The organism is Pigmentiphaga sp. GD03639, assembly GCF_029845405.1.
Classification (GTDB): domain Bacteria; phylum Pseudomonadota; class Gammaproteobacteria; order Burkholderiales; family Burkholderiaceae_B; genus Pigmentiphaga; species Pigmentiphaga daeguensis.
The window spans coordinates 15,706-38,658 of sequence record NZ_JAOCLR010000037.1; the positions used below are offsets into that span (position 1 = coordinate 15,706).

24 protein-coding genes are annotated in these 22,953 nt (G+C 68.2%); 10 read left to right on the forward strand and 14 right to left on the reverse strand.

What is annotated here, in order from left to right; all coding sequences use genetic code 11:
- Positions 1-22: 22 nt before the first annotated feature.
- The 11 genes from N5K27_RS25470 to N5K27_RS25520 all read right to left on the reverse strand — a co-directional run bounded on the left by N5K27_RS25470 (position 23) and on the right by N5K27_RS25520 (position 9,601).
- A complete protein-coding gene (locus N5K27_RS25470; protein WP_279820109.1) occupies positions 23-634 on the reverse strand; it encodes a hypothetical protein in 612 nt (203 codons plus the stop codon).
- Between the two features lie 11 nt (positions 635-645).
- Positions 646-1,146 carry a hypothetical protein gene (locus N5K27_RS25475; protein WP_279820112.1) on the reverse strand — a complete coding sequence of 167 codons (501 nt, stop codon included), beginning with the start codon at positions 1,144-1,146 and terminating at the stop codon, positions 646-648.
- 162 nt (positions 1,147-1,308) lie between these two features.
- The gene (locus N5K27_RS25480; protein ID WP_132980252.1) at positions 1,309-2,400 is read right to left on the reverse strand and encodes an aromatic ring-hydroxylating dioxygenase subunit alpha; all 1,092 of its coding nucleotides are present in this window, start codon (positions 2,398-2,400) and stop codon (positions 1,309-1,311) included.
- A 201-nt stretch (positions 2,401-2,601) separates the two neighbouring features.
- Positions 2,602-3,588, reverse strand: a complete 987-nt coding sequence (locus N5K27_RS25485; protein ID WP_165963257.1) for a tripartite tricarboxylate transporter substrate binding protein — start codon at positions 3,586-3,588, stop codon at positions 2,602-2,604.
- Positions 3,589-3,637: 49 nt separating this feature from the next.
- On the reverse strand, positions 3,638-4,213 hold the full coding sequence (locus N5K27_RS25490; protein WP_279820115.1) for an NAD(P)H-dependent oxidoreductase: 576 nt from the start codon (positions 4,211-4,213) through the stop codon (positions 3,638-3,640).
- A gap of 35 nt (positions 4,214-4,248) precedes the next feature.
- Positions 4,249-4,770: a DUF664 domain-containing protein gene (locus tag N5K27_RS25495; protein WP_132980250.1), complete on the reverse strand. Its 522-nt coding sequence runs from the start codon at positions 4,768-4,770 to the stop codon at positions 4,249-4,251.
- A gap of 20 nt (positions 4,771-4,790) precedes the next feature.
- On the reverse strand, positions 4,791-5,855 hold the full coding sequence (locus N5K27_RS25500; RefSeq protein WP_279820120.1) for a hypothetical protein: 1,065 nt from the start codon (positions 5,853-5,855) through the stop codon (positions 4,791-4,793).
- A gap of 31 nt (positions 5,856-5,886) precedes the next feature.
- Positions 5,887-6,498, reverse strand: a complete 612-nt coding sequence (locus N5K27_RS25505; protein WP_279820123.1) for a nuclear transport factor 2 family protein — start codon at positions 6,496-6,498, stop codon at positions 5,887-5,889.
- A gap of 10 nt (positions 6,499-6,508) precedes the next feature.
- The gene (locus N5K27_RS25510; protein ID WP_087838996.1) at positions 6,509-7,714 is read right to left on the reverse strand and encodes an FAD-dependent monooxygenase; all 1,206 of its coding nucleotides are present in this window, start codon (positions 7,712-7,714) and stop codon (positions 6,509-6,511) included.
- Entirely contained in the window at positions 7,711-7,920 is a 210-nt protein-coding gene (locus tag N5K27_RS25515) for a DUF2783 domain-containing protein (protein WP_087838997.1), read from the reverse strand. Before N5K27_RS25515 ends, N5K27_RS25510 begins: the two co-directional genes overlap by 4 nt.
- Positions 7,910-9,601 (reverse strand): FAD-dependent oxidoreductase, encoded by a 1,692-nt coding sequence (locus N5K27_RS25520; protein ID WP_165963254.1) that lies wholly within the window; start codon positions 9,599-9,601, stop codon positions 7,910-7,912. Before N5K27_RS25520 ends, N5K27_RS25515 begins: the two co-directional genes overlap by 11 nt.
- Positions 9,602-9,823: 222 nt before the next feature.
- Between N5K27_RS25520 and N5K27_RS25525 the strand changes: the two genes are divergently transcribed.
- The 9 genes from N5K27_RS25525 (at position 9,824) to N5K27_RS25565 (ending at position 17,552) form a co-directional block, all read left to right on the forward strand.
- Entirely contained in the window at positions 9,824-10,339 is a 516-nt protein-coding gene (locus tag N5K27_RS25525) for a MarR family winged helix-turn-helix transcriptional regulator (RefSeq protein WP_087838999.1), read from the forward strand.
- A 110-nt stretch (positions 10,340-10,449) separates the two neighbouring features.
- Entirely contained in the window at positions 10,450-11,415 is a 966-nt protein-coding gene (locus tag N5K27_RS25530; protein WP_087839000.1) for a tripartite tricarboxylate transporter substrate binding protein, read from the forward strand.
- 2 nt (positions 11,416-11,417) lie between these two features.
- Positions 11,418-12,041, forward strand: a complete 624-nt coding sequence (locus tag N5K27_RS25535; protein WP_087839001.1) for a 2-hydroxychromene-2-carboxylate isomerase — start codon at positions 11,418-11,420, stop codon at positions 12,039-12,041.
- On the forward strand, positions 12,038-13,621 hold the full coding sequence (locus N5K27_RS25540; RefSeq protein ID WP_087839002.1) for an AMP-binding protein: 1,584 nt from the start codon (positions 12,038-12,040) through the stop codon (positions 13,619-13,621). The genes N5K27_RS25535 and N5K27_RS25540 overlap by 4 nt, the downstream gene beginning before the upstream one ends.
- Positions 13,622-13,817: 196 nt before the next feature.
- Complete coding sequence (locus tag N5K27_RS25545; RefSeq protein ID WP_087839003.1) at positions 13,818-14,528, forward strand: amino acid racemase; 711 nt, start codon at positions 13,818-13,820, stop codon at positions 14,526-14,528.
- A gap of 30 nt (positions 14,529-14,558) precedes the next feature.
- The gene (locus N5K27_RS25550) at positions 14,559-15,383 is read left to right on the forward strand and encodes an IclR family transcriptional regulator (protein ID WP_279820131.1); all 825 of its coding nucleotides are present in this window, start codon (positions 14,559-14,561) and stop codon (positions 15,381-15,383) included.
- Between the two features lie 3 nt (positions 15,384-15,386).
- Positions 15,387-15,950, forward strand: coding sequence for a GNAT family N-acetyltransferase (locus N5K27_RS25555; protein WP_279820132.1), 564 nt, complete (start codon positions 15,387-15,389; stop codon positions 15,948-15,950).
- A 79-nt stretch (positions 15,951-16,029) separates the two neighbouring features.
- Positions 16,030-16,827 (forward strand): class I SAM-dependent methyltransferase, encoded by a 798-nt coding sequence (locus N5K27_RS25560; RefSeq protein WP_279820134.1) that lies wholly within the window; start codon positions 16,030-16,032, stop codon positions 16,825-16,827.
- Positions 16,824-17,552: a class I SAM-dependent methyltransferase gene (locus N5K27_RS25565; RefSeq protein WP_279820136.1), complete on the forward strand. Its 729-nt coding sequence runs from the start codon at positions 16,824-16,826 to the stop codon at positions 17,550-17,552. Before N5K27_RS25560 ends, N5K27_RS25565 begins: the two co-directional genes overlap by 4 nt.
- A 42-nt stretch (positions 17,553-17,594) precedes the next feature.
- Here N5K27_RS25565 and N5K27_RS25570 read toward each other — a convergent pair whose 3' ends face one another.
- Both N5K27_RS25570 and N5K27_RS25575 read right to left on the reverse strand, forming a co-directional pair.
- Positions 17,595-18,893 carry an MFS transporter gene (locus N5K27_RS25570; RefSeq protein ID WP_087839008.1) on the reverse strand — a complete coding sequence of 433 codons (1,299 nt, stop codon included), beginning with the start codon at positions 18,891-18,893 and terminating at the stop codon, positions 17,595-17,597.
- 74 nt (positions 18,894-18,967) lie between these two features.
- Entirely contained in the window at positions 18,968-19,846 is an 879-nt protein-coding gene (locus tag N5K27_RS25575) for a M24 family metallopeptidase (RefSeq protein WP_132980240.1), read from the reverse strand.
- Between the two features lie 42 nt (positions 19,847-19,888).
- Between N5K27_RS25575 and N5K27_RS25580 the strand changes: the two genes are divergently transcribed.
- Positions 19,889-20,737 (forward strand): LysR family transcriptional regulator, encoded by an 849-nt coding sequence (locus tag N5K27_RS25580; RefSeq protein WP_279820138.1) that lies wholly within the window; start codon positions 19,889-19,891, stop codon positions 20,735-20,737.
- Here the strand turns inward: N5K27_RS25580 and N5K27_RS25585 are convergent.
- The gene (locus tag N5K27_RS25585; RefSeq protein ID WP_279820140.1) at positions 20,726-22,948 is read right to left on the reverse strand and encodes a xanthine dehydrogenase family protein molybdopterin-binding subunit; all 2,223 of its coding nucleotides are present in this window, start codon (positions 22,946-22,948) and stop codon (positions 20,726-20,728) included. The genes N5K27_RS25580 and N5K27_RS25585 overlap by 12 nt on opposite strands.
- Between the last annotated feature and the right edge of the window lie 5 nt (positions 22,949-22,953).

Here is a 22,953-nt window from a genome sequence, read left to right on the forward strand (position 1 = left end):
GAGAAGCACCCCGTCGTTCGCTTCACGAATGACCGTACAACTGCAATGAGATCTCGCCAAGCGCGGCGGGCGGCATGGAGTAACGCTGGCCCACACCTCCATAGCCTATGGGCTTGGTTTGGGTAGGCTGTCCGGGCGTAACAATGACATAGCGGGTCTTTGCCGGTACCAGCACCCGGGTCTGGAGCCCGAAAGAGCCCGAGGCAAGCGGCCCCCGATAATCTGAATAATCCGCGACAGCGCGACCGACGATCTGGAAGGCTTCATCTAGGAAAATGAAATCGGGCACCACGGCCGTCGCCATCGGCAAATAAGTCGTAGAACCATATGTAGTGACAATCAAGGAAGAGGGGTCGACTGCTGACGGAATACGAACGCCGCCAACATGACGCGGCTTACCTTCGATCACATACGTAGGCGATGACGGAGCAAAAGCGATATCCACCTTCCCACCGAATGGCAACTCCGAATAGGCGATCTCCTGAGCCCGGGCGCAGCAACTCGAGACCGGCGGGGCGTAATCCTGTACCAATGGATGAGAGGTACAACCTGCCGCCATGATCGCGAACGCCGTGCAGGCGATCGACTTGAAACCAGGAAACGGCAGCGGGAAAACTCTATTCACAGTATTCACGGGCGGCTCCGTCACTTGGATGCCGAAGCATCTGCTGCCAGCTTGTTTCCCTGCTCATCCTGAAGCCAGACAAGCTGCTGACTCTCATTGAGCGCTCCTGTCACCAGATAATTCTTGTTCGGCTCCGGAGTGAAGGTAAGAACGGATTCCGCCGTGTACAGCGTAGTCGCATTGGCCATGGCTTGAAGGGGTGCGCCGTAGGCGACCCGTGCCTGCAGCTTGAGAGTCATCGGGCGAACCGGGACCTCTCTGGCAAAGGGAACGGGGCTCAGCGCAAAGCCAGCGCCACTGTTCGCCACCCGAGTGGTTTGAAGCGCATTATCCACCCGCTTTCCGTCGATTTCGGCCACATAAAAAAACTGGCCTCGATTCTTTGTTTCCGAAACGGCGTTGTCCTTGATTGTGGCAATCGGACCGCCATACCCCTCCGGTATCAAAACAGAAGTCGTCGCACATCCTGACAACAGCATCGCGATGGCGCCAGTTGCCACCCATCTCCCGCTATCTTTCATTCCCCCTCCCTGCGTCGAGTAATCGGTCTCTCTTATTAGAGTAGAGTAGTGGCTCGAACTATACCTCGCGCAGGGGAGATCCTGGCGAGGCGCCAGCCGCCATAGATAGGCGCAAAAAAACCCGGCATGTCTATGCCGGGTCGTGATTCAATACACTACCCTTCAACCCGCCGCGGCCGCCTGCGCCGTTGCCGCTTCGGCGGACGCCGCGATGCGGCTGGCCCGTTCGGCGGCTTCCGCGGCCAGCAGGCGATCCAGCACGACGCGCGACTGCACGCCGCCGGCATCGATATTGAGCTTCAGGATCTTGCGGCCCGGGTTCTCGGTCAGGTTGCGCTGCTGCGCTTCCAGCATGTCCAGGTCCTCGCCGAAGATCTTGCCCTGGCCTTCCCGGATAGTGGCCGTGAGCTGTTCGTCGTTGGGCTTGAAGTTGCGCGCCATGCCCCAGAAGTACCAGATCGAGGTCTCGGTCTCGGGGGTGATGAAATCGACCACGATGCTCGAGGCCTTGAACTCGGCCGGCGCGTTGTAGCCGCCCTTGCCGGCATGCGCCACGCCCACTTCGATCAGCACGTGGCTGGGCGGCGTGAAGCGGCAGATCTGCCAGCGGTCGCACAGGACGTCGTCGGCCAACCCGTTGCCGCGCAGCGCCGCGGCCCAGAACGGGGGCGGCTTGATGTTTTCCATGTGGCGGCTGGTCACGACCTCGTCGCCGATGGTCTTGGTGGACGGGGCCGATTCCTCGATCTCGGCCTGGCCGATGCTGCTGGCGTGGACGTAGGTCTCATGGGTGAGGTCCATGAGGTTGTCGATCATGAGGCGATAGTCGCAATGGATGTGGTACAGGCCGCCACCGTAGGCCCAGTCGGGGCTCTCGGCCCATTCCAGGTGGTGGATCTTGGCGGGATCGGCCAGCTCGGCGTCGCCCGGCCACACCCAGATGAAGCCGTAGCGTTCCACGGCGGGGTAGCTGCGGATGCTGGGGAAGGCGCGCACGCGCTGCCCGACCATGCCGGCGCAGGTGCCGTCCGGGTTCATGCGCAGGCCGTGGTAGCCGCAGACCAGTTCGCCCTTGTCGATGAAACCCAGCGACAGCGGCGCGCCGCGATGGGGGCAGAAGTCTTCCAGCGCGGACACCTTGCCGTCCTGGCCCCGGTAGAAGACCATGCGTTCGCCGCAGATCTGGCGGCCCAGCGGTTTTTCGGCGATTTCATCGGGGGTACAGGCGACGTACCAGGTGTTCTTCAGAAACATGGTCTTCCTCCAGGAGCCCGGCCCGTGGCAGCGGCTAGGCGCATGCGAGGAACGGAGCATCATCAAATCTGTATACAGGTTGATTTTGCTCCCGAATCAAAACAAGGGAAATAGCGGGAAAACCCTAGGATTTTTGCCCCTTATCTCTGATCATCGCCTTTTTCTGTGGAAAATCTGTATACAGGTTTGCACATCCCCTCACTATTGCTCCAGCGTGATTCCCCGCTTGCGGATCACGTCCCCCCAGCGCTTCAGGTCGCCGGCCGTCAGGGCCGCCATGTCGGCCTTGCCACCCTCCATCGGCTCGACGCCTATCTCGCGCAGGCGTGCCTGGACGTCTGGGCTCTTGACGATCGCCTGCAAGGCCGCCGACAACCGGTCGACGGTAGCGGCAGGCGTCCCCGCCGGCACGACCACGCCCTGCCAGGCATAGGCCACGATGTCGCCCGCCCCGGCCTCGGCCAGGGTCGGGATCTCGGGCAGCGAGGGCAGACGGGACGCCTCGGCCACGCCCAGCGCGCGCAGCTTGCCCGCCTGGACCTGCCGCATGCCGGTGGGCACGCCTATGAAAGAGACGCCGATATGGCCGCCCAGCAGATCCTGGGTCAGCGGCGCGGTGCCCTTGTAGGGGACGTGCAGCAGCGGCGCGCCGGTCATCTCCTTGAACAGCTCGCCGGCCAGGTGCTGCGGACTGCCCAGGCCGGGCGAGGCATACCCCATGGATCCGCCCGCCGCCTTGGCCAGGCGCACCAGCGATGCGACCGAGTCGGCCGGCACCACCTGCGGATTCACCACCAGCAACAACGGAAACTTGCCGTACAGGGCCACCGGCGCGAAGTCGCGCGATGGGTCATAGGGCAGTTTCTTGTAGAGCAGGGGGTTGAAGACGACCGTGCCGTTGTCGACCGAGAACAGCGTGTAGCCGTCCGGCGCGGACTTGGCCGCCGTTTCCGCCGCGACGATGGTGGCCGCGCCCGGATGATTCTCGACGATGACGGGCTGCCCCAGCTTCTCGGCCAGCCTGGCCGCCAGTATCCGCACCGCGTTGTCGCTGCCCCCGCCGGCCGGATAGCCGACGATCCACCGCAAGGGCTTGGCGGGAAAGCCCTGCGCATGGACACCCGCGGTAGCCAGGCCCACCATCGCCATGCCCCCGATCCGCAGCAACCGCTTCATCAATCCGAACATCGCCATTCTCCGGTTGGAACGATATGGACGCAGGACGGCCGTCCGCCCGTCAGGGCTGGGTCCGCCCGCGCCGCACGAACTGCACGAACGCCTGCAGGGCGGCCATCTGCCGGCCCAGGATCTCCCGGGTCGGGGCGTCGGCCAGCACGCCGGCCGCATCGAACTTGCCCGGCGCCATGCCGATGAAGACCTCGGGCTTGTTCAGCACCAGGGCGTCCAGGAAGACCATGATCTTGCGCAGGTCGTACTGTGACCGCGCACCGCCCAGCGGCCCCTGGGTGGCGCTGAGGATGGCGACCGGCTTGCCGGCGAAGGGCTGGTCGTCGCCGCGGGAAATCCAGTCGATCGCATTCTTCAGGACGCCGGACACCGAGAAGTTGTATTCCGGGCTGGCGATCAGCACGGCATCCGCGCCGCGCACGGCCTCCCGCACTTTCCGGACGGCAGTGGGCATTCCTTCGGCCAGGACGTCGGCGTCGAACATGGGAAAGCCCCGGATGTCGAGCACCGACAGCTCCATGCCGGCCGGCATGAGACTGCCGGCGGCCTCCAGGGCCAGCCGGTTGTAGGAGGCTTTGCGCAGGCTGCCGCACAGGCCCGCGATGCGTAGGGGGGAAGTGGTCATGGGTCAGGATCGCAAGAGAGGGAAAGGGACCGGCATCAGGCCATGATGGCCGGGTTGAACTCGAAGAACTCGGGCCCGACCACGTCGCTCTGCCGCAGATAGATGTCGATGTTGCCGACGTGGAAGGCGCGGTGGGCGTACATGCCCCACAACAGCCCCATGCCGGACCATTCCCGGCCGACGAAGTGCACCTTCTTGCCGAGCTCGGCTGGCGTATAGCGGCCCAGCGCCTCGAGGTTCTCGTCGTGCAGGGCAAGCGCCGTCGCGCGCAGGTCCCCCTGTTCGAAACGGGCCGCGGCGGCGGGATCGCTCGGCAGGGGAATGACACCACCGGGCTCGCAGGCCGGGATGGCGCGCACCCAGTTGCGCTCGGCCAGCACCGTATGGATCAGCAGGCTGCGCACGGTGATGCGCGACACCCGCGTGCCGAAGCGCGTGCTGGCGTTCTCGATCGGGGCCCAGTCCATCTTGCCGGCGTCCATGCGCGCCACCCAGTCGTCGGAGTAGCGGACCAGCCGGTCGAACAGGGTCAGGAAGCGGGTGAATTCCTCGGGCATGGCGGTCTCCTTGTCTTTGTTCACTGGGACACGGCCGCTTCGCCGGCCAGGATTTCCCGGGCGCGCCGCAGCGGGCCATGGTCGACGAAACGGTCGAAGTCGATGGGCGCGGCCAGGAAGCCATGCCGCAGCAAGTGGTCGTGTTGCACCCGCAGCGCCTCCACCCACTCCGGACGCAGGTCGACCTCGAGCTGGCGGTGGACCTCCTGCGGAAAGGCCGCGTCCACGAGTTCCTCGGGCAGGCCGGTGTCGGCAGCGATGACACGCTTGGCCTCGCGCTCGTTGGCCGCCGCCCAGGCGGCCGCGCGCAGGACCGCGGCCAGGCAGCGCGCCACCAGTTCCGGCTGCTCGGCCAGCAGGTCCTCGCTCACGGTCAGGGCCAGCGGTGCATCGTTGTTCACGCGACCGGCCAGGTCGGGACTGGAGGCCGCGTCGGCGATGGCCACCGCGCCGGTGAACCCCATGACCACGGCGGCAATCGCGCCCTGGCTGTAGAGCGCGTCCACCTCGCCCCGGACCAGCGCGAAGGCTTCCTCGCGCTGGTGGCCCAGCATGCACTGCGCGCCCCACAGCGTGGCCGTCCGGGCGGTGGAGGCCGTCGCTCCGTCCATGAACGTCCGGTTGGTCGAGACCGGCGTCATCGCCACGTCATCCATGGTCATGCCCTCGCGCGCCAGCGCGAGTTCGGTGCCCCGCAGCGACGAGGCCTTCCAGAAATCGATGGAATCGCCGGCGCGTATCGGCAGCGAGACCTTCCTGCCGGCCAGTTCGCGCACCGAGGCGATGCCGCTGTCCGGCATGACCAGCATGGGCTTGATGCTGTCGTTCCACGACAGGCCGATCAGCCTGACCCGGCCGCCGCGCGAGCGGGTCACCAGCGGAGGGCCGTTGCCGCCGTGGCGGAACGAGTTGGGCTGGGAATGGTGGAAATGCGACTGCCTGACCTGGTTGTCGGTGCTGGATGCGAGCGAACGCGCCACGATGCCGTCGCGCGCCAGTTCGGCATCGAGAAAGCCCCGCTCGACGGCGACGCCGAACGCCGTCGGCACCGGGCAGCGGGTGTACCAGAGAGTGGAGGGATTCATCACGCGGGACTCATCGTTCAAGGGGGAATGTTCACTGGCCATCGCGCCGCTCCAGCCATGCCCAGGCCGCGCGCCGCAATTGCTGCTCGGCCTGGCCGCCGCCCACCACCGTCGAGGCGGGCACGTCGCGGCCCTTCTTGCGTTGCCGCAGGCGCATGAAGGCCAGCCCGGCATCCGGGGCCGCCAGATCCACCTCGCGCAGCCATGGGGGCGCCTCGCCCTGCGCGGGATCGAGGCGGTCCTTGTCGAAGATCGCCGTCCAGTGCAGGATGCCCCACCTGCCGGCGCGGCGTTCCACCTGGTCGAGGAAACGGCAGTAGCCGGTGTAGTCGAACAGTTGTCCGTCGATGTGCTCGCGGATCAGGATGGCCATGTCGGACTCCAGCAGGGCCCGGTCGCCACGCTGGTCCACGCGGCAGTTCCCGACCCAGTGCTTGCCGTGTTCGCCGGGCTTGCGCGCCGCGTCGCTGGCCGCCAGCAGCGGCACCAGGTCCGCGACCTTGCCGTTGAACCACGAGATGCTGGCGGTCGCCTCGGGGTGGAAGCAGCCGGCCATGCCGGCGAAATCGCCCTGGTCGCGATGGAAGGCCCATCGCTGCCGCAGGTTCCGTATGGCGAGATCGTCGGCGGCGGAAGAAGACATGGCGGCGCTCCTAGGCGAAAGGCTGTTCGATGGCGTCATAGCCATAGACCCAGTCGTAGCGGTCCTCGACACGGTGCGGCTCCCACTCGCGCCGGATGTGTTCCCGCGCGGCGCCGGCCTCGGCCAGCACGGGCGCATGGACGCGCGTGATCTGGGCCGCCGACTCGTTCACGATCCGCGTGGTCCGCTCGACCCGCATGCGTTCATACGAGGCCAGCGCGGCCGGAATGTCGTCGGGTGTGCGGCGCAGGCAGCGGCCCAGCACCATGGCGTCTTCCAGCGCCATGTTGGCGCCCTGGGCCATGAAGGGCAGCGTGCTGTGGCAGGCATCGCCCAGCAGGGCGACGTGCCCCCGCACCCAGACGGGCAGGGTATCGCGCACGATCAGTGCCCATTTGTAGGGCACCTCGATGCGCTCGATCATGGCGATCACGTCCTCGTGCCAGCCTTCGAAATCCGCCAGGCATTCCGCTATCGTGCCGCGCGCGTTCCATGACTCGACCGTCCAGTCCGCCCGGTCCACCATGCCGATGAAGTTCAGCATCCGTCCCTTGCGGATGGGATAGGTCAGCACGTGCGCGGTCGGCCCCAGCCAGGACACGCCGCCCGTGCGGTTGATCGATGCCGGCAGGCGGCTCGCGTCGATCAGGCCACGCCAGGCCATGCAGCCGGTGAACCGGGGCCGGTCCGCACCGAACAAGGCCTGGCGCACCTTGGAATGGACGCCGTCGGCGCCGATCAGCGCATCGGCCCGGACGGTCCGGCCCGAGGCCAGGCGCATCTCGGCGCCCCCGTCAGCCGTGCCCAGGGACGCGAAGGCGGCGTTCAGGTGAATGGCGTCGCGTTTCTCCCGCCGCACGGCTTCCAGCAGCAGCGCATGCAGGTCCGCGCGATGGAACGTCAGGTAGGGCGCGCCGTACTTCGATACCGACGCGGCGCCCAGCTCCAGGTAGCGATTGGCGTCCGCCGTGTTCCAGACGCGGATCTCCTTGCCCCTGGTCTGGGTGCCCAGTTCGAACATGGCGTCGCCCAGCCCCCATGCCTGGAGCAGCCGCGTACCGTTGGGGCTGATCTGCACGCCGGCACCCACCTCGCCCAGCTCGGCCGCCTGTTCGTAGATGTCGACGTCGAAGCCCTGCTTGAGCAGGGCCAGCCCCGCGGCCAGGCCGCCTATGCCGGCGCCGGCGATGGCGATGCGTTTGTCGCCCGTGCTCATGCCTGCTCCCCATGCCGCAGGTCGCGCAGTGCGACCTCGATGACCTGCGCCAGCCGGCCCGGATCGGCCAGCATGGACGACAACATCAAGGCGACCTTGGCCAGGAAGACCGCCTCCTTGTCCGGCCCGGCCGCGTTCATCGCGACGGCCAGCGCCTCCCAATTGCGTTCCAGCAGCCCCGCGGGCAATGTCTGTTCAACCAGCATGGTCCAACTCCTCTTTACCGCGCACCGCGCGCACCAGGCACGGCAACACCGTTTCGGGTTCCCAGGCACGCCACCGCGCCATCACGTGGCCGTCGGGCCGCACAAGGTAGGCCGTACCCGGCCTGGCGTCGAACGCCCCGGCGATCCCGGCATCGTCGAGCGCGACGGCATCGATGCCGAACGGCACGCCCATCGACGCGCGCAGCGCGTCCAGGCGCCGCGACTTGTCGCCCAGTCCAGCGTCGCCGAACGCCAGCAGCGTGAAATCGCGACCCAGCCTGTCGTGCAGGAACACCGTCCCGCCGGCCGATGCGCCGCATGGCAGGTTCGGGCAGACGGCGCCGGGCGCGGGGCCGTGGCCGAACGAACCATCGTCGGCAAGACGCAGCGACGAACCGGTCATGCGCAGTTCCGTCACCTGGCGAGGATTGATCAGCTCGCGCACGAAGGGCTCGCTTACCGCCAGCGACAGCACCGCTTCCTGCATGACGGCGTGCCCGCGCGTGGGCGGCGTCATGAAACGCGTGCTCTTCTCCGCCAGTGCCATGTTCTGCCTGGCCGCATCCACGCGTTCGATCGAATAGGTATCCAGCAGGGCCGGCGGAGCCTGTCCCGCCGCCACCCAGGCCAGCTTCCAGCCCAGGTTGTGAGCGTCGTCCACGCCGCCGTTCATGCCCCGCGCGCCGAAGATGGGGACCAGGTGCGCGGCGTCGCCGGCGAACAGCACGCGGCCATCGCGGTAGTCGTCCAGCGTCAGGCTGTGTGCGCGGTACGGGCTGATCCAGTCGATCTGCCAATCCGCCGTCTCGCCTATCGACGCCAGGAATTCGGTCACCCGCTCGCGCACCCGCTTGGGCTGGATCTCCCGTTCCAGGTCCTCTTCGGGCAACAGCTGGTAGTCGATGCGCCAGATGTCGAAGGGCTGCTTGTGCATGATGATGGTCGCCCCCGGAAACGCCGGCGGGTCGAACCAGACGCGCCGGCCGGGCGGTTCCTTGCTGCGCATCTGGATGTCGACGATCAGGTAGCGGCCTTCGTACACGCTGCCCCGCAGCTCCTTGCCCAGCGAGCGGCGCACCGCGCTACGGCCGCCGTCGCACGCCACCAGCCACTGCGCATGCAACGCGTAGGACCCGGACGGCGTATGGACCCGGGCGGTCACCCGTTCGCCGTCCTGTTCGACATGCTCCAGCCGCGACGACCAGCGCAGGGAAACGTTGGGGTAGGCGCGCAGCGCCTCGTACAGGTACTGCTCGACGTGGCACTGCGCCAGCGACACCATGGGTGGATGCTTGAGCCGCGGATCCTGCTGCACCTGGAAATCCAGCACCAGCTTGTCCCGGTAATAGCTGCGGCCGCCCTTCCACGACACGCCGGTCTCGACGAAACGCGTGCCCGCGCCGATGCGCTCGAAGATCTCCAGGCTGCGCCGCGCGGTGCCCACCGCCCGGCTGCCCCGGTTGACGGTGTCGTCTTCCTCCAGCACCACCACCTCGATGCCGCGCCGGGCAAGCTCCAGCGCCACGGTCAGGCCGACGGGCCCGGCGCCGGCGACGACCACCTGGTGCACCGGCGCGTCCCCGCGCATTTCCGGGGGAAGCTCGAAAGGATGGTGCACATAGTCGAAGTAAAGGGAGTCATATCGCGCGCCACTGCCCGATATGCCTTCGGTCGATGCCATGCCGGACACTCCATCAAGAATCGATATGCGGTCCATGCGCCGCAATTAGTTTCCTACGAAACTAATTTCCGAACAGTATTGGTTTCCTATGAAACCAAGTCAAGCGATTTCCGAAGGTTCGGCGACTAGGCAAAACCCGGGTGCCTGCGCCACCCAGGCCTGCGTCCGCCGCGGCAAGAGGACTAGAATTCGCCCTTTGGCACCAGACCCTGCTTCGTCCCCATGGCCATCAAGCGATCGACGCCCGCTTCCTCCCGCCCGGCAGGCGAACACCCTTCCCTGCAGCTCGACGCCTTCCTGCCCTACCGGCTGAACATGCTGTCGAGCCTGGTCGCCGACCGCTTCGCGCGCAGTTATGCGGCGTATTCCGAACGCTTCGGCATCGACGGCCCGCGCTGGCGCGTGATTTCCTTCCTGGGTGAGCGGCGCGGCGCGGAAGGGGAACACGCCGCGATGACCGCACGCGATATCTGCGCCAAGACCCGCATGACCAAGGTCATGGTCTCGCGCGCGATCACCGATCTCGAGGCGGCGGGACTGATCCGGCGGCGGCCCAACGAGAACGACAGGCGCGAAGCCTTCCTGGACCTGACCGATGCCGGCCAGGAGGTCTACTGGGCCATCGTTCCCGTGGCCCTGGAATTCCAGGAAGACCTGCTGTCGGGCCTGTCGGCGCAGGAACGCGCGACGCTGTTCCGCGTGGTCGACAAGCTGCAGGGCCGGGCCTTGAAGATGTAGCGCGCCGAGCTAGGGTTCCCCCTCGTTACGCATATTGTAAGGAAGCCTTATATTGTCCCTGCCAGCGATCGGCCAGCCGAGCAGAAGCGGCCAATGACTCAGGAGACACCATGCCTTGCAAACGCCTGTCGGCGGGGGCCGTCGTGCTCGCCGCGTTCGTACACGCCCCCGCCTTCGCGAACGACTACCCCACGCGGCCGGTACGCCTGGTAGTGGGCTATACCGCCGGCGGCGGCAGCGACATCCTGGCGCGCGTGCTCGCGCAGAAAATGTCCGAAGGGCTGGGGGTGCAAGTGGTGGTCGAGAACCGCCCAGGCGCGGCCTCGATGATCGCGACGGAGTACGTGGCCCGCGCGGCGCCCGACGGCTACACCATCCTGCTGGGCGCCAGTGGCGCGCTCGCGATCAACCCCGCGCTGTACAAGGAAGTGAAGTACGACGCCGCCAGGGATTTCGCTCCGATTTCGCTGGTCGCGTCGCTGCCGGTGCTGATGGCCGTCAACAAGAGCGGGCCCGCCCAGAGCTTGCCCGAGCTGCTGGCCTATGCGAAGGCGCATCCCGAAAAAGCCAATTATTCGTCCGCGGCCGCGCCGTTTCGCCTGATCGGCGAACAGCTCAACCTGCAGGCGGGTTCCCGGTTCCAGGAAATCCTTTACAAGGGCAGTACCGACGCGGTCAATGCCGCCATCGCCAACGACGTGCTGGCGACCATTTCCGACTCGATTTCCATCGGCGCCGGCTTGAAGACGGGCAAGCTCAAGGCCATAGCGATCACCTCGCGTGCCGAACACCCCTCGTTTCCGGGCGTGCCGACCTTCACCAGCCTGGGACTCAAGGGCCTGGACGTGCAGCTGTGGCAAGGATTGCTGGCCCCCGCCGGCACGCCGCCGGCCATCGTCGACCGTCTCCAGCGCGAGGTACATCGCGTAATCGCGCTACCGGAAGTCCAACAACGGTATGCCGCCATGGGGCTGGATCCGGAAACCAGCACGGCCGCCGAGTTCTCGCGTCTCATCGCCAGCGAGCTGACGCGATGGAGCGGCATCGTGAAGGCGGCCGGCATCGAGAAGTTGTAGGCATGGACCAGCCTTCCCCCATCGCCTTCTACTTCGATCCGATCTCTCCCTATGGCTACCTGGCTTCGACCCAAATCGAGACACTGGCGGCGCGCCATGGCAGGCAGGTGGACTGGCGGCCGGTGCTCCTGAGCGTCACGGTACTGCAGGTGATGGGATTGAAGCCGGTTCCGGCGACGCCGCTCAAGGCCGATTACTCCCGGCAGGACAAGCACCGCATGGCGCGTCTGCTGGGCGTGCCGATATGCGAGCTGCGCCACCCGGACGTGTCCCCCATCCGCGCGCTGCGCGCCTTCCTCTGGTTGAAGCGGCACGATTCCGCGCAGGCCGCGCGCTTTGCGCGCGCCATCTGCGCCAGGCTGTGGGCCAAGGGGGAAGACATCTCCACCGCGGAAGCGGTCCTGGAGGAAGCGGCATTGCTGGGCGTGGACACCGCGGCGCTGGGCCAAGGCATGGAATCGCCCGGCATCAAGGCCGCGCTCAAGGAAGAGGTGGATCACGCGGTCGCCCAGGGGGTGTTCGGCGTGCCTTTCTTCATCGTCGACGGCCAACCCCTCTGGGGGGTGGACCGCCTATGGATGCTCGAACATTGGCTCGAGCACAGTTCGTGGGATCCCGCGCCATGACACACCAGGACGCGCTGCTTCAATTCACCGGCCACGATCTGGCCACATTGCTCCGCAGGAAGGCGGCCGAGCGGCCCGGACACCCGTTCCTGACCTGGGCGCCGGAGCCCGGCGTATCGCGCACCTGGACCTACGCCGAGTTCGCCGGACAGGTCGCCTCGCTGGCGGGCGGCCTGCAAAGGCGCGGCGTGCGCGTCGGCGACCGCGTCCTGATGCACCTGGAGAACTGTCCGGAATTCCTGCTGACGTATTTCGCCTGCGCGCATCTGGGCGCCGTCTGTGTTCCCACCAATGCCATGGCCGCCGGACCGGAACTGGCCTATTTCGCCGAACTGACGGAGGCCTGCGGGGCCGTCACGCATCCGAAATTCGCGGCGAAGATCCGCGGCCATTGCCCCGGCCTGAAATGGCTGGCGATCACCGACGACGATGCCGGGCAGCCCGCCGACGCCGCCACCGCGCCACGGCCCGACGAACGCCACGCCGCGCTGCTGGCCGCGCCCGCGCCGCAACGCCCGCCCGACGCGGCGGCGCCGCTGTCCGTGCTGTTCACGAGTGGCACGACCTCGCGTCCCAAGGGCGTGGCATGGACGCATGCCAACGCCTTGTGGGCCGGCAGACTCGGCGCCATGCAGCAAGGCCTGCGCGGCGACGACGTGTTCCAGGTGTTCCTGCCGCTGTTCCACGTGGTCGGCCTGTCCTGGTCGGTCTTTCCCGCGCTCTGGGCCGGCGCCAGCATCGTCCTGCAGCCCCGCTTCTCGGCCAGCCGCTATTGGCCGGTCGCGCTCGAGCATCGCAGCACCGTGGGATCTCACGTCATCTTCAGTGCCAACGTGCTGGCGGGCATGCCCGTTCCCCGCGGCCACGCCTTCCGGCAATGGTGCAATGCGCTTTGGCTGCCCGAGCACGAGGCCCATTTCGGCATCAGGATGATGGGAGCGTGGGGCATGACCGAAATGGTCGCGCAAGGCATCGTCACCGATCCGTGGTCGCCTCCCCGGCCCGGCGCCATCGGCCGCCCATCCGCCGGCTACGGCGTACGCATCGTCGACGACCGGGGCCGCGACTGCCTGCCCGGCGAACGCGGCAATCTTCTGGTCCGTGGCATACGGGGGATCACCCTGTTTGCCGAGTACTTCGGCAATGCCCAAGCGACGCGGGACGCCTTCGACGATGATGGCTACTTCAGGACGGGCGACAGCGTGCTGTTGCATGAAGACGGCTCGATCCAGTTCGGCGACCGCGCCAAGGACCTGCTCAAGGTCGGCGGCGAAGGGGTCTCCGCGGCCGAGATAGAGCGGGTCATCCGGACGGTGCCCCGGGTGAGCGAAGTGGCCGTGGTCGGCCGGCCCGATGCCGCCTACGGCGAAGTTCCCGTCGCCTTCGTGCGGCTGCCGGCGGACGGCGGCGTCACGGGGCTGGCCGACGCCATCGTCGAGGCATGCCGGCGGGAACTGGCCAAGTACAAGGTGCCGCGCGAGGTCGTGTTCGTCGAGGATTTCCCCCGCATCGGCGTGGGCAAGATATCGAAGGCCAGGCTCAGGGAACTGGCGGCGGCACCGGGCGCGGCAACGGGCTGACCGGTGCCGGCTCGCCTCCAGGCGCGCATGGAAATCGGGCGGATACGGGCCCGACGCCCTGCGTGCGGCGCCCGGCTGGCGCGGGCGCACGGGCATCGGCCGGAACCCCGGCCGCTATTGCACAATAGCCAATATATTGTTCATAGTACAATTCCTCGAATTTCGGGCGCCCAGCCATGCCGGAGGAATTCGACCCATGCCACAAACACAGCTGATCGGCCTCATAGGCGGCATGAGCTGGGAATCGTCGGCCCTGTACTACCGGCTGATCAACGAGGCCATGCAGCGCCGCGCCGGCGGCCACCACAACGCCGAGAGCATCCTCGTCACGCTGGACTTCGAGCCGCTGCTGCAGGCCGGCGCCGACGGCCGCTGGGGCGATGTGGGCGCATCGCTCGTCCATGCGGGCCAGCGGCTGGCGCGTGCCGGCGCCGGCTTCTTCCTGCTGACCGCCAACACCGCCCACCGCTTCGCCGACGAGGTCGAACGCGGCGTCGGCCTGCCCCTGCTGCACATCGGCACTCCCACGGCCACCGCGCTGCGAGCCGCCGGCCTGGATCGCGCCGGCCTGATCGGCACCCGCCACGTCACCATGTCGCCCTTCTACAGGGACTGGTACCGCGACCACCACGGCATCGAACTGGTTCCGCCGGCTTCCGAGGACTGCGCGGCGCTGGACGCCATCATCGTCGACGAGCTGACGCGCGGCCGCATCGATCCCGGCTCGCGCCGACGGGTGCTGGCGATCATTGACGGAATGCGGCTCGCCGGCCTGCAGGCGGTCGTCGTCGGATGCACCGAACTGCCGCTGCTGCTGGACGGCGCCGCGCCGCCTCTCGCCTGCTACGACACCACCCGGCTGCATGCCGAGGCCGCGGTCGAGCGGGCGCTGGGAGGACCGCCGTGATCCCGTCCACCATCTGACAGGCTGCCCCGCATGCCCGCATCGAAACAGCCCAAGCGTGCCGCAACGCCCGCCGTGCGCGAAAAGAAAGGCATCCAGTCCGTCGAAGTGGGCGTGCGGGTCATCGACGCACTGGCAGCCGCCACCGGCTCGCTGCCGCTGCGCGACATCGGCAGGGACGCCGGCATCTCGGCCAGCCAGGCGCACCGCTACCTGACCAGCTTCGCCAAGTCGGGGCTGGTCGTGCAGGATCCGGCCACCGGCCACTACGGCCTGGGGCCGCAGGCGCTGCGCTGGGGCGTATCGGCCATGACCAAGACCGACGTCTTCACACTGGCCTCGCAGGCGCTGGACCGCATCTGTACGCGCTTCGACCTGACGGGCCTGCTGTGCGTGTGGGGCGAATCGGGGCCGACCTGCATACGGCTCAAGCGCAGCACTTTCCTGATCGGCACCGACCTCGGCCTGGGATCGGTGTTCCCGGTCCTGACCTCGGCCTCGGGCATCGTCTTCATGGCCCACCTCCCGCCGGCCATCACCAAACCCTTCATCCAGAAGGAAGTCGCGCGCGCCAAGGCGCGGGGCGAACGCATGGCCGCCGCCGACCTGGACCAGACGAGGCAGGCCGTGCGCGCACGCGGCTATGCCGAGAACCACGGCCACTACGTCAACAACCTGTCGGCCCTGGCCGCGCCCATCCTCGACTACCAGGGCGCGCTGTCCACCGTCATCACGCTGATCTTCCGCGAACCGCCCGGCCAGGCGATCGTGCCCAGCGCCGCCGAGATCGCCGCGGCGCTGGTCGAGGAAACCCAGGGCGTATCGCGCTCCATCGGCTGGAAGCCAGCGGCGGAATAGGCCATGCCCATTCCCGCGCTTTCCACGCCGCGCCTGCTGCTGCCTCCCCTGACGCTGGCCGATGCCCCGGCCATCCAGCATGCCTTCGCGCGCTGGGAAATCGTGCGCTTCCTGGCCGACCGCGTTCCCTGGCCGTATCCCGAGGACGGCGCGCTCGTGTTCCTGCGCGATGCGGCGCTGCCGGCCATGGCGCAAGGCCGGGAGTGGCACTGGAGCCTGCGGCCCAGGCAGGAGCCCGGCCGGCTGATCGGCGTGGTGAGCCTGATGGACGACCCGGACAACAACCGGGGCTTCTGGATCGTGCCGGAATGGCAAGGCCAGGGCCTGATGACGGAAGCCGCCGAAGCGGTCACCGCCTACTGGTTCGACGTGCTGGGCAAACCCAGGCTGCGCGTGCCCAAGGCCGCGGCCAACATCGCGTCCAGCCGGATCTCGGCGCGCGGCGGCATGCGCATGGTCGCCACCGAGGAGCGCGGCTACGTATCGGGCAGGCTGCCCAGCGAAATCTGGGAGATCACGCGCGAGGAATGGCTTGCGCGGCGCAAGGGCCAGGCGGCGGGCGATTGATTGCCTGCATGCGACCTCCTGGCCCCGATAGACGCGCATGGTAAAACAGATCGCCCCCGCGCTTCACCGGAGAGAACACATGGACAGCACGAGCTCCATCCATCACTCGGCCGTCGACGGCTATACCAAAGGGGCGGACACCTACGTCCGCGGACGTCCCGACTATCCGCCGGAAATCGCCGGATGGCTGCGCGATACGCTGGGCCTGCATGCCGGCGCCACCGTGCTGGACCTGGGCGCGGGCACCGGCAAGTTCACGCCCCGCCTGCTTGCCACGGGCGCCAGCGTGATCGCCGTGGAGCCGGTGGCCGCGATGCTGGACAAGCTGGCCGCGTCCCATCCCGAGGTCCGCCCGCTGGTCGGCACGGCCGACGCCATCCCGCTACCCGATGCCAGTGTCGATGTGGTCGTGTGTGCGCAGGCCTTCCACTGGTTCGCCACGGCCGAGGCCCTGGACGAGATCCATCGCGTGCTCAAGCCCGGCGGCCGGCTGGGACTGGTCTGGAACATGCGCGACGCGCGCGTGCCCTGGGTGGCCGCGATCGACCGCATCGTCAACGAGTTCGAGGGCGACGCGCCGCGCTACTACACCGGTGCCTGGCGCCAGGCCTTTCCCCATCCGGGCTTCGGCCCCATGGACGAGCGGCACTATGCCAACGGCCACACCGGATCCCCGGAAGACGTCATCCTGAACCGGGTGCGCTCCACCAGCTTCATCTCGGCGCTGCCGCCGGAACAGCGGGCCGGGGTGGATGAACGGCTGCGGACCTTGATCGACGCCCAGCCCGAACTGCGCGGCCGCGACGTCGTGACCGTTCCCTACGACACCGCCGCATACTGCCTGGTGCGGGTGGATCGGGTGGCATCGGCGCCATGAGCCAGAACATCTACGACAACCCCGCCTTCTTCGAAGGCTACGGCCGCCTCGGCCGGTCCATCCACGGCCTGGCGGGCGCGCCCGAGTGGCCGGCGTTGCGGGACATGGTGGGCGACGTCCGGGACCAGGCCATCGTGGACCTGGGCTGCGGATATGGCTGGTTCAGCCGATGGGCGCGGGAGCATGGTGCCGCTGGCGTGCTGGCGCTCGACGTTTCCGAGCGGATGCTCGCTCGGGCGCGGGAGCTGACTCCCGAAGGCGGCATAGACTATCGGCGGGCAGACCTCGAACAGCCCGCGCTGCCAGCCCGGGCATTCGATCTCGCGTACAGCTCGCTGACCTTTCACTACATCCAGCGCCTGCCGGAACTGCTCGCGGCCATCCACGCCGCGCTGAAGCCGGAAGGCCGCCTGGTTTTCTCCATCGAGCATCCGATCTACATGGCCTCGCGCCATCCGGGATGGTTGCCAGGTGTCGACGGCCGCAAGACCTGGCCAGTGGACAACTACCAGCTCGAAGGCCCGCGCGTCACGAACTGGCTGGCCGAGGGCGTGGTCAAGCAGCACCGCACCCTGGGCACACTGTTCCGGCTCCTGGTCGAGGCCGGATTCACCGTGACGCGCCTGGTCGAATGGGGCCCCACGGAAGAACAGGTGCGGGCCATGCCCGAACTGGCGGAGGAGCGCGAGCGGCCGATGATGCTGCTGGTCTCGGCATCGGCTTGAACGGCCGGTCCGGCCGGCCGCCCTGGAAGCATGCAAGGGCGGCTACGCATGATCCGGCCGCGCATCGCGCATCGCCCGCATCTCCCGGCCCAGCGACAGCGCCAATATCGCGGCCGCGCCCAGGCAGCCGGCCAGGGCTGCCATGCCCAGCGAGAAGCTGCCGGTGCTTTCCTTGATCCAGCCCATCAGGTAGGGGCCGGCAAAGCCGCCCAGGTTGCCCACCGAGTTGATCAGCGCGATGCCGCCCGCCGCCGCCGTGCCTTGCAGGAACAGCGGCGGCATTGCCCAGAACGGCCCCAGGCAGGCATAGATGCCGACCGAGGCCAGGCCCAGGCAGCACAACGCGATCCACGGCGTGCCGAAGTACAGACTGGCGAGCAGGCCGGCCACGCTGAGAAGGGCCGCGGCCGCGACGTGGCCGGCGCGTTCTCCGCGCTTGTCGCTGCGGCGGCCCCAGGCCAGCATGGCCACCGCGCTGACGGCATAGGGCGCGGCCACGATGAAGCCGACCGCGGCATTCGAGTAACCCATCGCCTTGGCGATCTGCGGCAGCCACAGGCCGATGCCGTACAGCCCGATGACGATGCCGAAGTACACGCCGCACAGGACCAGCACGCGGCGATCCACCAGGGCCGGCCACATGGCGTGGTGGCTGCGCCCCGAACCGGCCAGCCGGTCCCGCGCCAGGTCTGCCTCGACGATCTCGCGCTCGCGCGGCGACAGCCACCTGGCGGTGGCCGGCCTGTCCGGCAGCGCGAACAGGACCACGATGCCGAGCACGCACGAGGGCAGTCCTTCCAGGATGAACAGCCATTGCCAGCCCTTGAGCCCCATCACGTCGTCCATGCCGACCAGCAGGCCCGAGATGGGCGAGCCGATCGCGCTGGCCAGCGGCACCGCCGCCATGAACAGGGCGATGAACTTCGCCCGGTGACGGGCCGGGAACCAGTAGGTCAGGTAGAGCAGCATGCCGGGCAGGAAGCCCGCCTCGGCGACGCCGAGCAGGAAGCGCAATGTAAGGAAGCTCGCGGTGCCGGACACGAAGGCCATGGCCGCCGAGATCAGGCCCCAGGTCACCATGATCCGCGCGATCCACAGCCGCGCGCCAACCTTCTCCAGGATGACGTTGCTGGGAATCTCGAACAGGAAGTAGCCGATGAAGAAGATGCCTGCGCCCCAGCCGAAGATGGTCGGCGTGAAACCCAGGTCCTGGTTCATGGTCAGCGCGGCGAAGCTGATGTTCACCCGGTCCAGGAAGGCCATCAGGTACAGCAGCATCATCAGCGGAATGATGCGCGCGCTGATCTTGCGGTAGGGGTCGATCGGCGTGTCGTTGTCCATGCCCGCTCCGGTGGGGGATGTCTTTTTGGCCGCGCCCATCGTAGCGCATTCCCTCCGGAGCATGGCGGGCCCGCCTACGCCCCCCCGCCCAGCACCGTGACGTCGGTGGGCCAGTCGGTGAACGACCCGGGTTCCGAGACCTGTACGCCGTGGGGCATCCTGCCCATGCGCCGCGCGCCGCGCGCCGTGACACGCACGGTGTCGCCCCAGGCGAACTGGAACACGCCGTCGGCGGTCGAGATCGCCGGCTTGCAGATATAGACGCCGTCCTCGGGGAACACCGCCTCCATGGCGCGTTCGGTCGCGCCGTAGAAGGGATCGCCGCCGAGCTTGGTCAGCACCAGCGGCCGGTCGTCGCCCAATCCCCGTCCGTGCAGGATAAGCGAGGCCTTCAGCCCGGCCAGCGGGCCGCTGCGCGGCGCGATGCGGCGCGTGATGTCCACCGTCGCGGCGATCGCCTCGCGTACGGTGGCACCGGCGCGCAGCACCTCGAGCAGTTCGGCGTACATGTCGCCATGGATGACCGACAGGTCGCGGATGACGGGTGGACAGCGGTTCACCGCCACCACGGGCAGGCGCTGGGCGCGGTAGCCGATGACCGAGGCCTCGATCTCGCCCAGGATCAGGTCGCCCTCGCGCAGCGGCCGGGCGGTGGGCCGCGTGAGCGTGCGGCCGGGATTATCGCCGCTGATCCAGTTGAAATGAACCGACAGTTCCGAGCCGCGCCGAAACATGGCGTGCATGGTCTCGGCCCAGACGACATAGTCCGGCACCCCAGGCTGCGCCGCGGCCAGTTGCGCCTCCAGCGCGCGCTCGACCAGGTCGATGGAGCATTGCAGGACGTCGATCTCTTCCTGGCTCTTGACCTCGCGCACGTCCTGCATCAGTTCGCCTGCCTCGACGAAGCTCGCGTTCGGCACCGCGCGGACCAGCGCCTCATAGGTGCCGTGCATGATGGTGCCTTCGGGGGTGCGAGTCCCACCGACCAGCCCGCGATGAGCCACGCGCTGGCCCGCCTGCGCGACATGTATGGCGATCCGCTGTTCGTGCGGCTGGCCAAGGGCGTCGAGCCCACTCCCTTCGCCGACGAACTGGTGGGCCCGGTGTCCCAGGCCTTGCAGATCCTGGCCCAGACGCTGGAGAAGGGTTCGTTCGTACCCGCGACCGCGCGACGCGTGTTCCGCCTGGCGATGACCGACATCGGCGAGCACACCTTCCTGCCCCGGCTGATCCGCCATCTCCAGCACCATGCGCCGCAGCTGTGCGTGGAGACCATCGCCACCAGCGCGAGCCCGGAGGAGCTGGCCCAGGAACTCTCGAAGGGGACCATCGACCTGGCGCTGGGCGCCATCAACCCCGACATCGCCGGCGTGCGCAGCCGGATCCTGTTCTCGGACGTCTATGCCTGCGTGGCGCGGCCATCCACGGTGCCGCGCGGCACGCTCAGCCTGGCCGAGTTCAAGCGGGCGCGACACGTGGTGCCGAACGTGGCGGGTACCAACCATTCGATACTGATCGACCGCATGCTGGTGGCCAACGGCATGAGCGACAGGGTGGTGGCGCGGGTGACGCACTTCCTGGCCATCGCCGAACTGGTGTCGGACACCGACGTGGTGGCCATCATGCCGCGCAACCTGGCGCTGTCGGTGGCCCGGCGCTGGGGCCTGTGCCACTTCGCTCCGCCGGTGCAGATGCCGGGCTACGACGTGATGGTGTACTGGCACAAGCGCCATGACCAGGAACCGGGCAACACCTGGCTGCGGCAGGCGATCGTGGAGTTGTTCCATGGCGGGCCGCATCCGGCCCGGACGAAGGCCAGGACACGGGGTGGGTCAATCCGCTGACCGCGCCTGCAGCAGCGTCTCGACCTTCACCGGCAGGTCCCGCACGCGCACGCCGGTGGCATGGTGGACAGCCGAGGTGATGGCAGCCGCCACCCCGGCCAGGCCGATCTCGCCGATGCCCCGCGCGCCCAGTTCGTTCAGCACGGTGTCCGGATGCTCGACGAAATGCACGTCGATGTCCGGCGCGTCGGCATGGGTGGCGACCATGTAGTCCGCGAGGTTGTTGTTGACGGGTGCGCCCTGGCGCGAATCGTAGGAAGTTTCTTCCAGCAGCGCCATGCCCACCCCCATCACGACGGCCCCCTCGATCTGGTTGCGGCCGGTGCGCGGATTGATGATGCGCCCGGCATCGATCACCGTCACGACGCGGGCCACGCGCAGCCGGGCGATGGCCGGCTCCCAGGTCACCTCGACGAAATGAGCGCCGAAGGAATGCATGGAATGGCGCTTGGCCCGGGGGTCGGCGTCGCTGCCCTCGGACTGGCCGTGGCCCTCGATCCGCTCGATGCCCGCCGCGCGCAGCACGTCCTGGAAAGGCACCCCGGACGATGGCGGGCGCCCCGCGCCATGCAGCCGGCCGCCGGTCAACCGCAAGTCGTCGGCGGCCACGCCGGCCAGTTGCGGCAGGCCGGCGCGCGCGGCGCAGGCGGCCAGCTGGCGGACCGCGTCGCGGGCGGCCGCCAGCACCGCGGGCACGAGCGAACCGGTGGCCATCGAGCCGCCGGAGGTGGGTCCCGGCGGCAGCGCCGTGTCTCCCAGCGCCACCTCGATGCGGTCGGGCGGCAGGCCCAGCACCGAGCCCGCCATCTGCGCCATCACGGTGTAGGTACCGGTGCCGATGTCCTGCGTGGCGCTGGCCACGCGCGCGGTACCGTCGGCCCGCAGCGCCACGCTGGCCTGTGCCTTCAGCCTGACCGCCATCCATGAACAGGCCGCCATGCCCCATCCCAGGACCAGGCCGTCACGCCGCATGGATCCGACGCGCGGATCGCGCCGTGCCCAGCCGAAGCGCTCCGCGCCTTGCAGCAGGCACTCGCGCAGGTGGCGGGACGAGAAGGGCAGGCCGGCCGCTTCGTCCTGCTCGGGTTCGTTGCGCAGCCGCAGTTCGACGGGGTCCATGCCCAGCTCGATGGCCAGCTCGTCCATGGCCGATTCGATCGCGTACAGGCCGGGAACGGCGCCCGGCCCGCGCATGGACGTAGTGGGCGCGATGTTCCGGCGCGCGGATCCGTAGGCGGCGCGCAGGTTGGGTGTGCTGTACAGGAAGCCGGTCGCCTCGCCGCAGTTTTCCTTGTGGTATTCATCCATCGCCACATGGAACAGGTAATCGTGCCGCAGCGAGGTCAGCCGGCCATCCCTGGTCGCGGACAGGCGTACGCGCTGGCTCGTGTTGGAGCGATGCCCGACGTTGTGGAACATCATCCGGCGGCTCAGCACCAGCTTGACCGGACTTCCCAGGTCGCGCGCCGCGGCCGCCGCCAGCAGCGAGTGTCCCCAGGGCCAGAGCTTGCTGCCGAAACCCGACCCTACGTGTTCGGTAACGACGCGGACGCTATCTTCCGGCACGTCCAGCATGCGCGCCATCGCCACGCGATGGTTCACGATGCCCTGCGAGCTTTCGTACAGCGTGAACGCGCGGCCGTCGTAGACCGCCACGGTGGCGTGCATCTCCAGGGGATTGTTGGTCTCGGGCGGCGTGGTGTAGGTATGGTCGATGCGGATCCCGGCTTGGGCGTATGCGCCCGGCGCATCGCCGCGCTCGGTATCCACCCGCGGTTCGTCATCGGGCGCCAGATCCATGGATACGTCCGGCGTCTGCGCGTCGTATTGCACGGCCACCGCCGCCGCCGCGGCCATCGCCTGCTCCAGCGTGTCGGCCACCACCAGCGCGACATACTGGCCGTAGTAGCGGATCTCGTCGTCCTCCATCGGCGGACGGTATTCGTCCAGCTTGGCCGCGCTCTCGTCCACGCGCGGAAAACGGCCGATGTTCTCGCGGGTGTAGACCTTGCGCACCCCGGGCATGCCGCGGGCGACGCCCGTCTCGATGCCCAGGATGCGCCCCTTTCCCACGGTGGCGCATACCGGTACGGCGTGCAGCATGCCGGGCAAGCCGTGGTCCGCCGCGTAGCGCGCGCGGCCCGTCACCTTGAGCGGCCCTTCCACGCGGATATGGCCGGCGCCGATGGAGGATTCGGTGTGCTGGGTCATTTCGC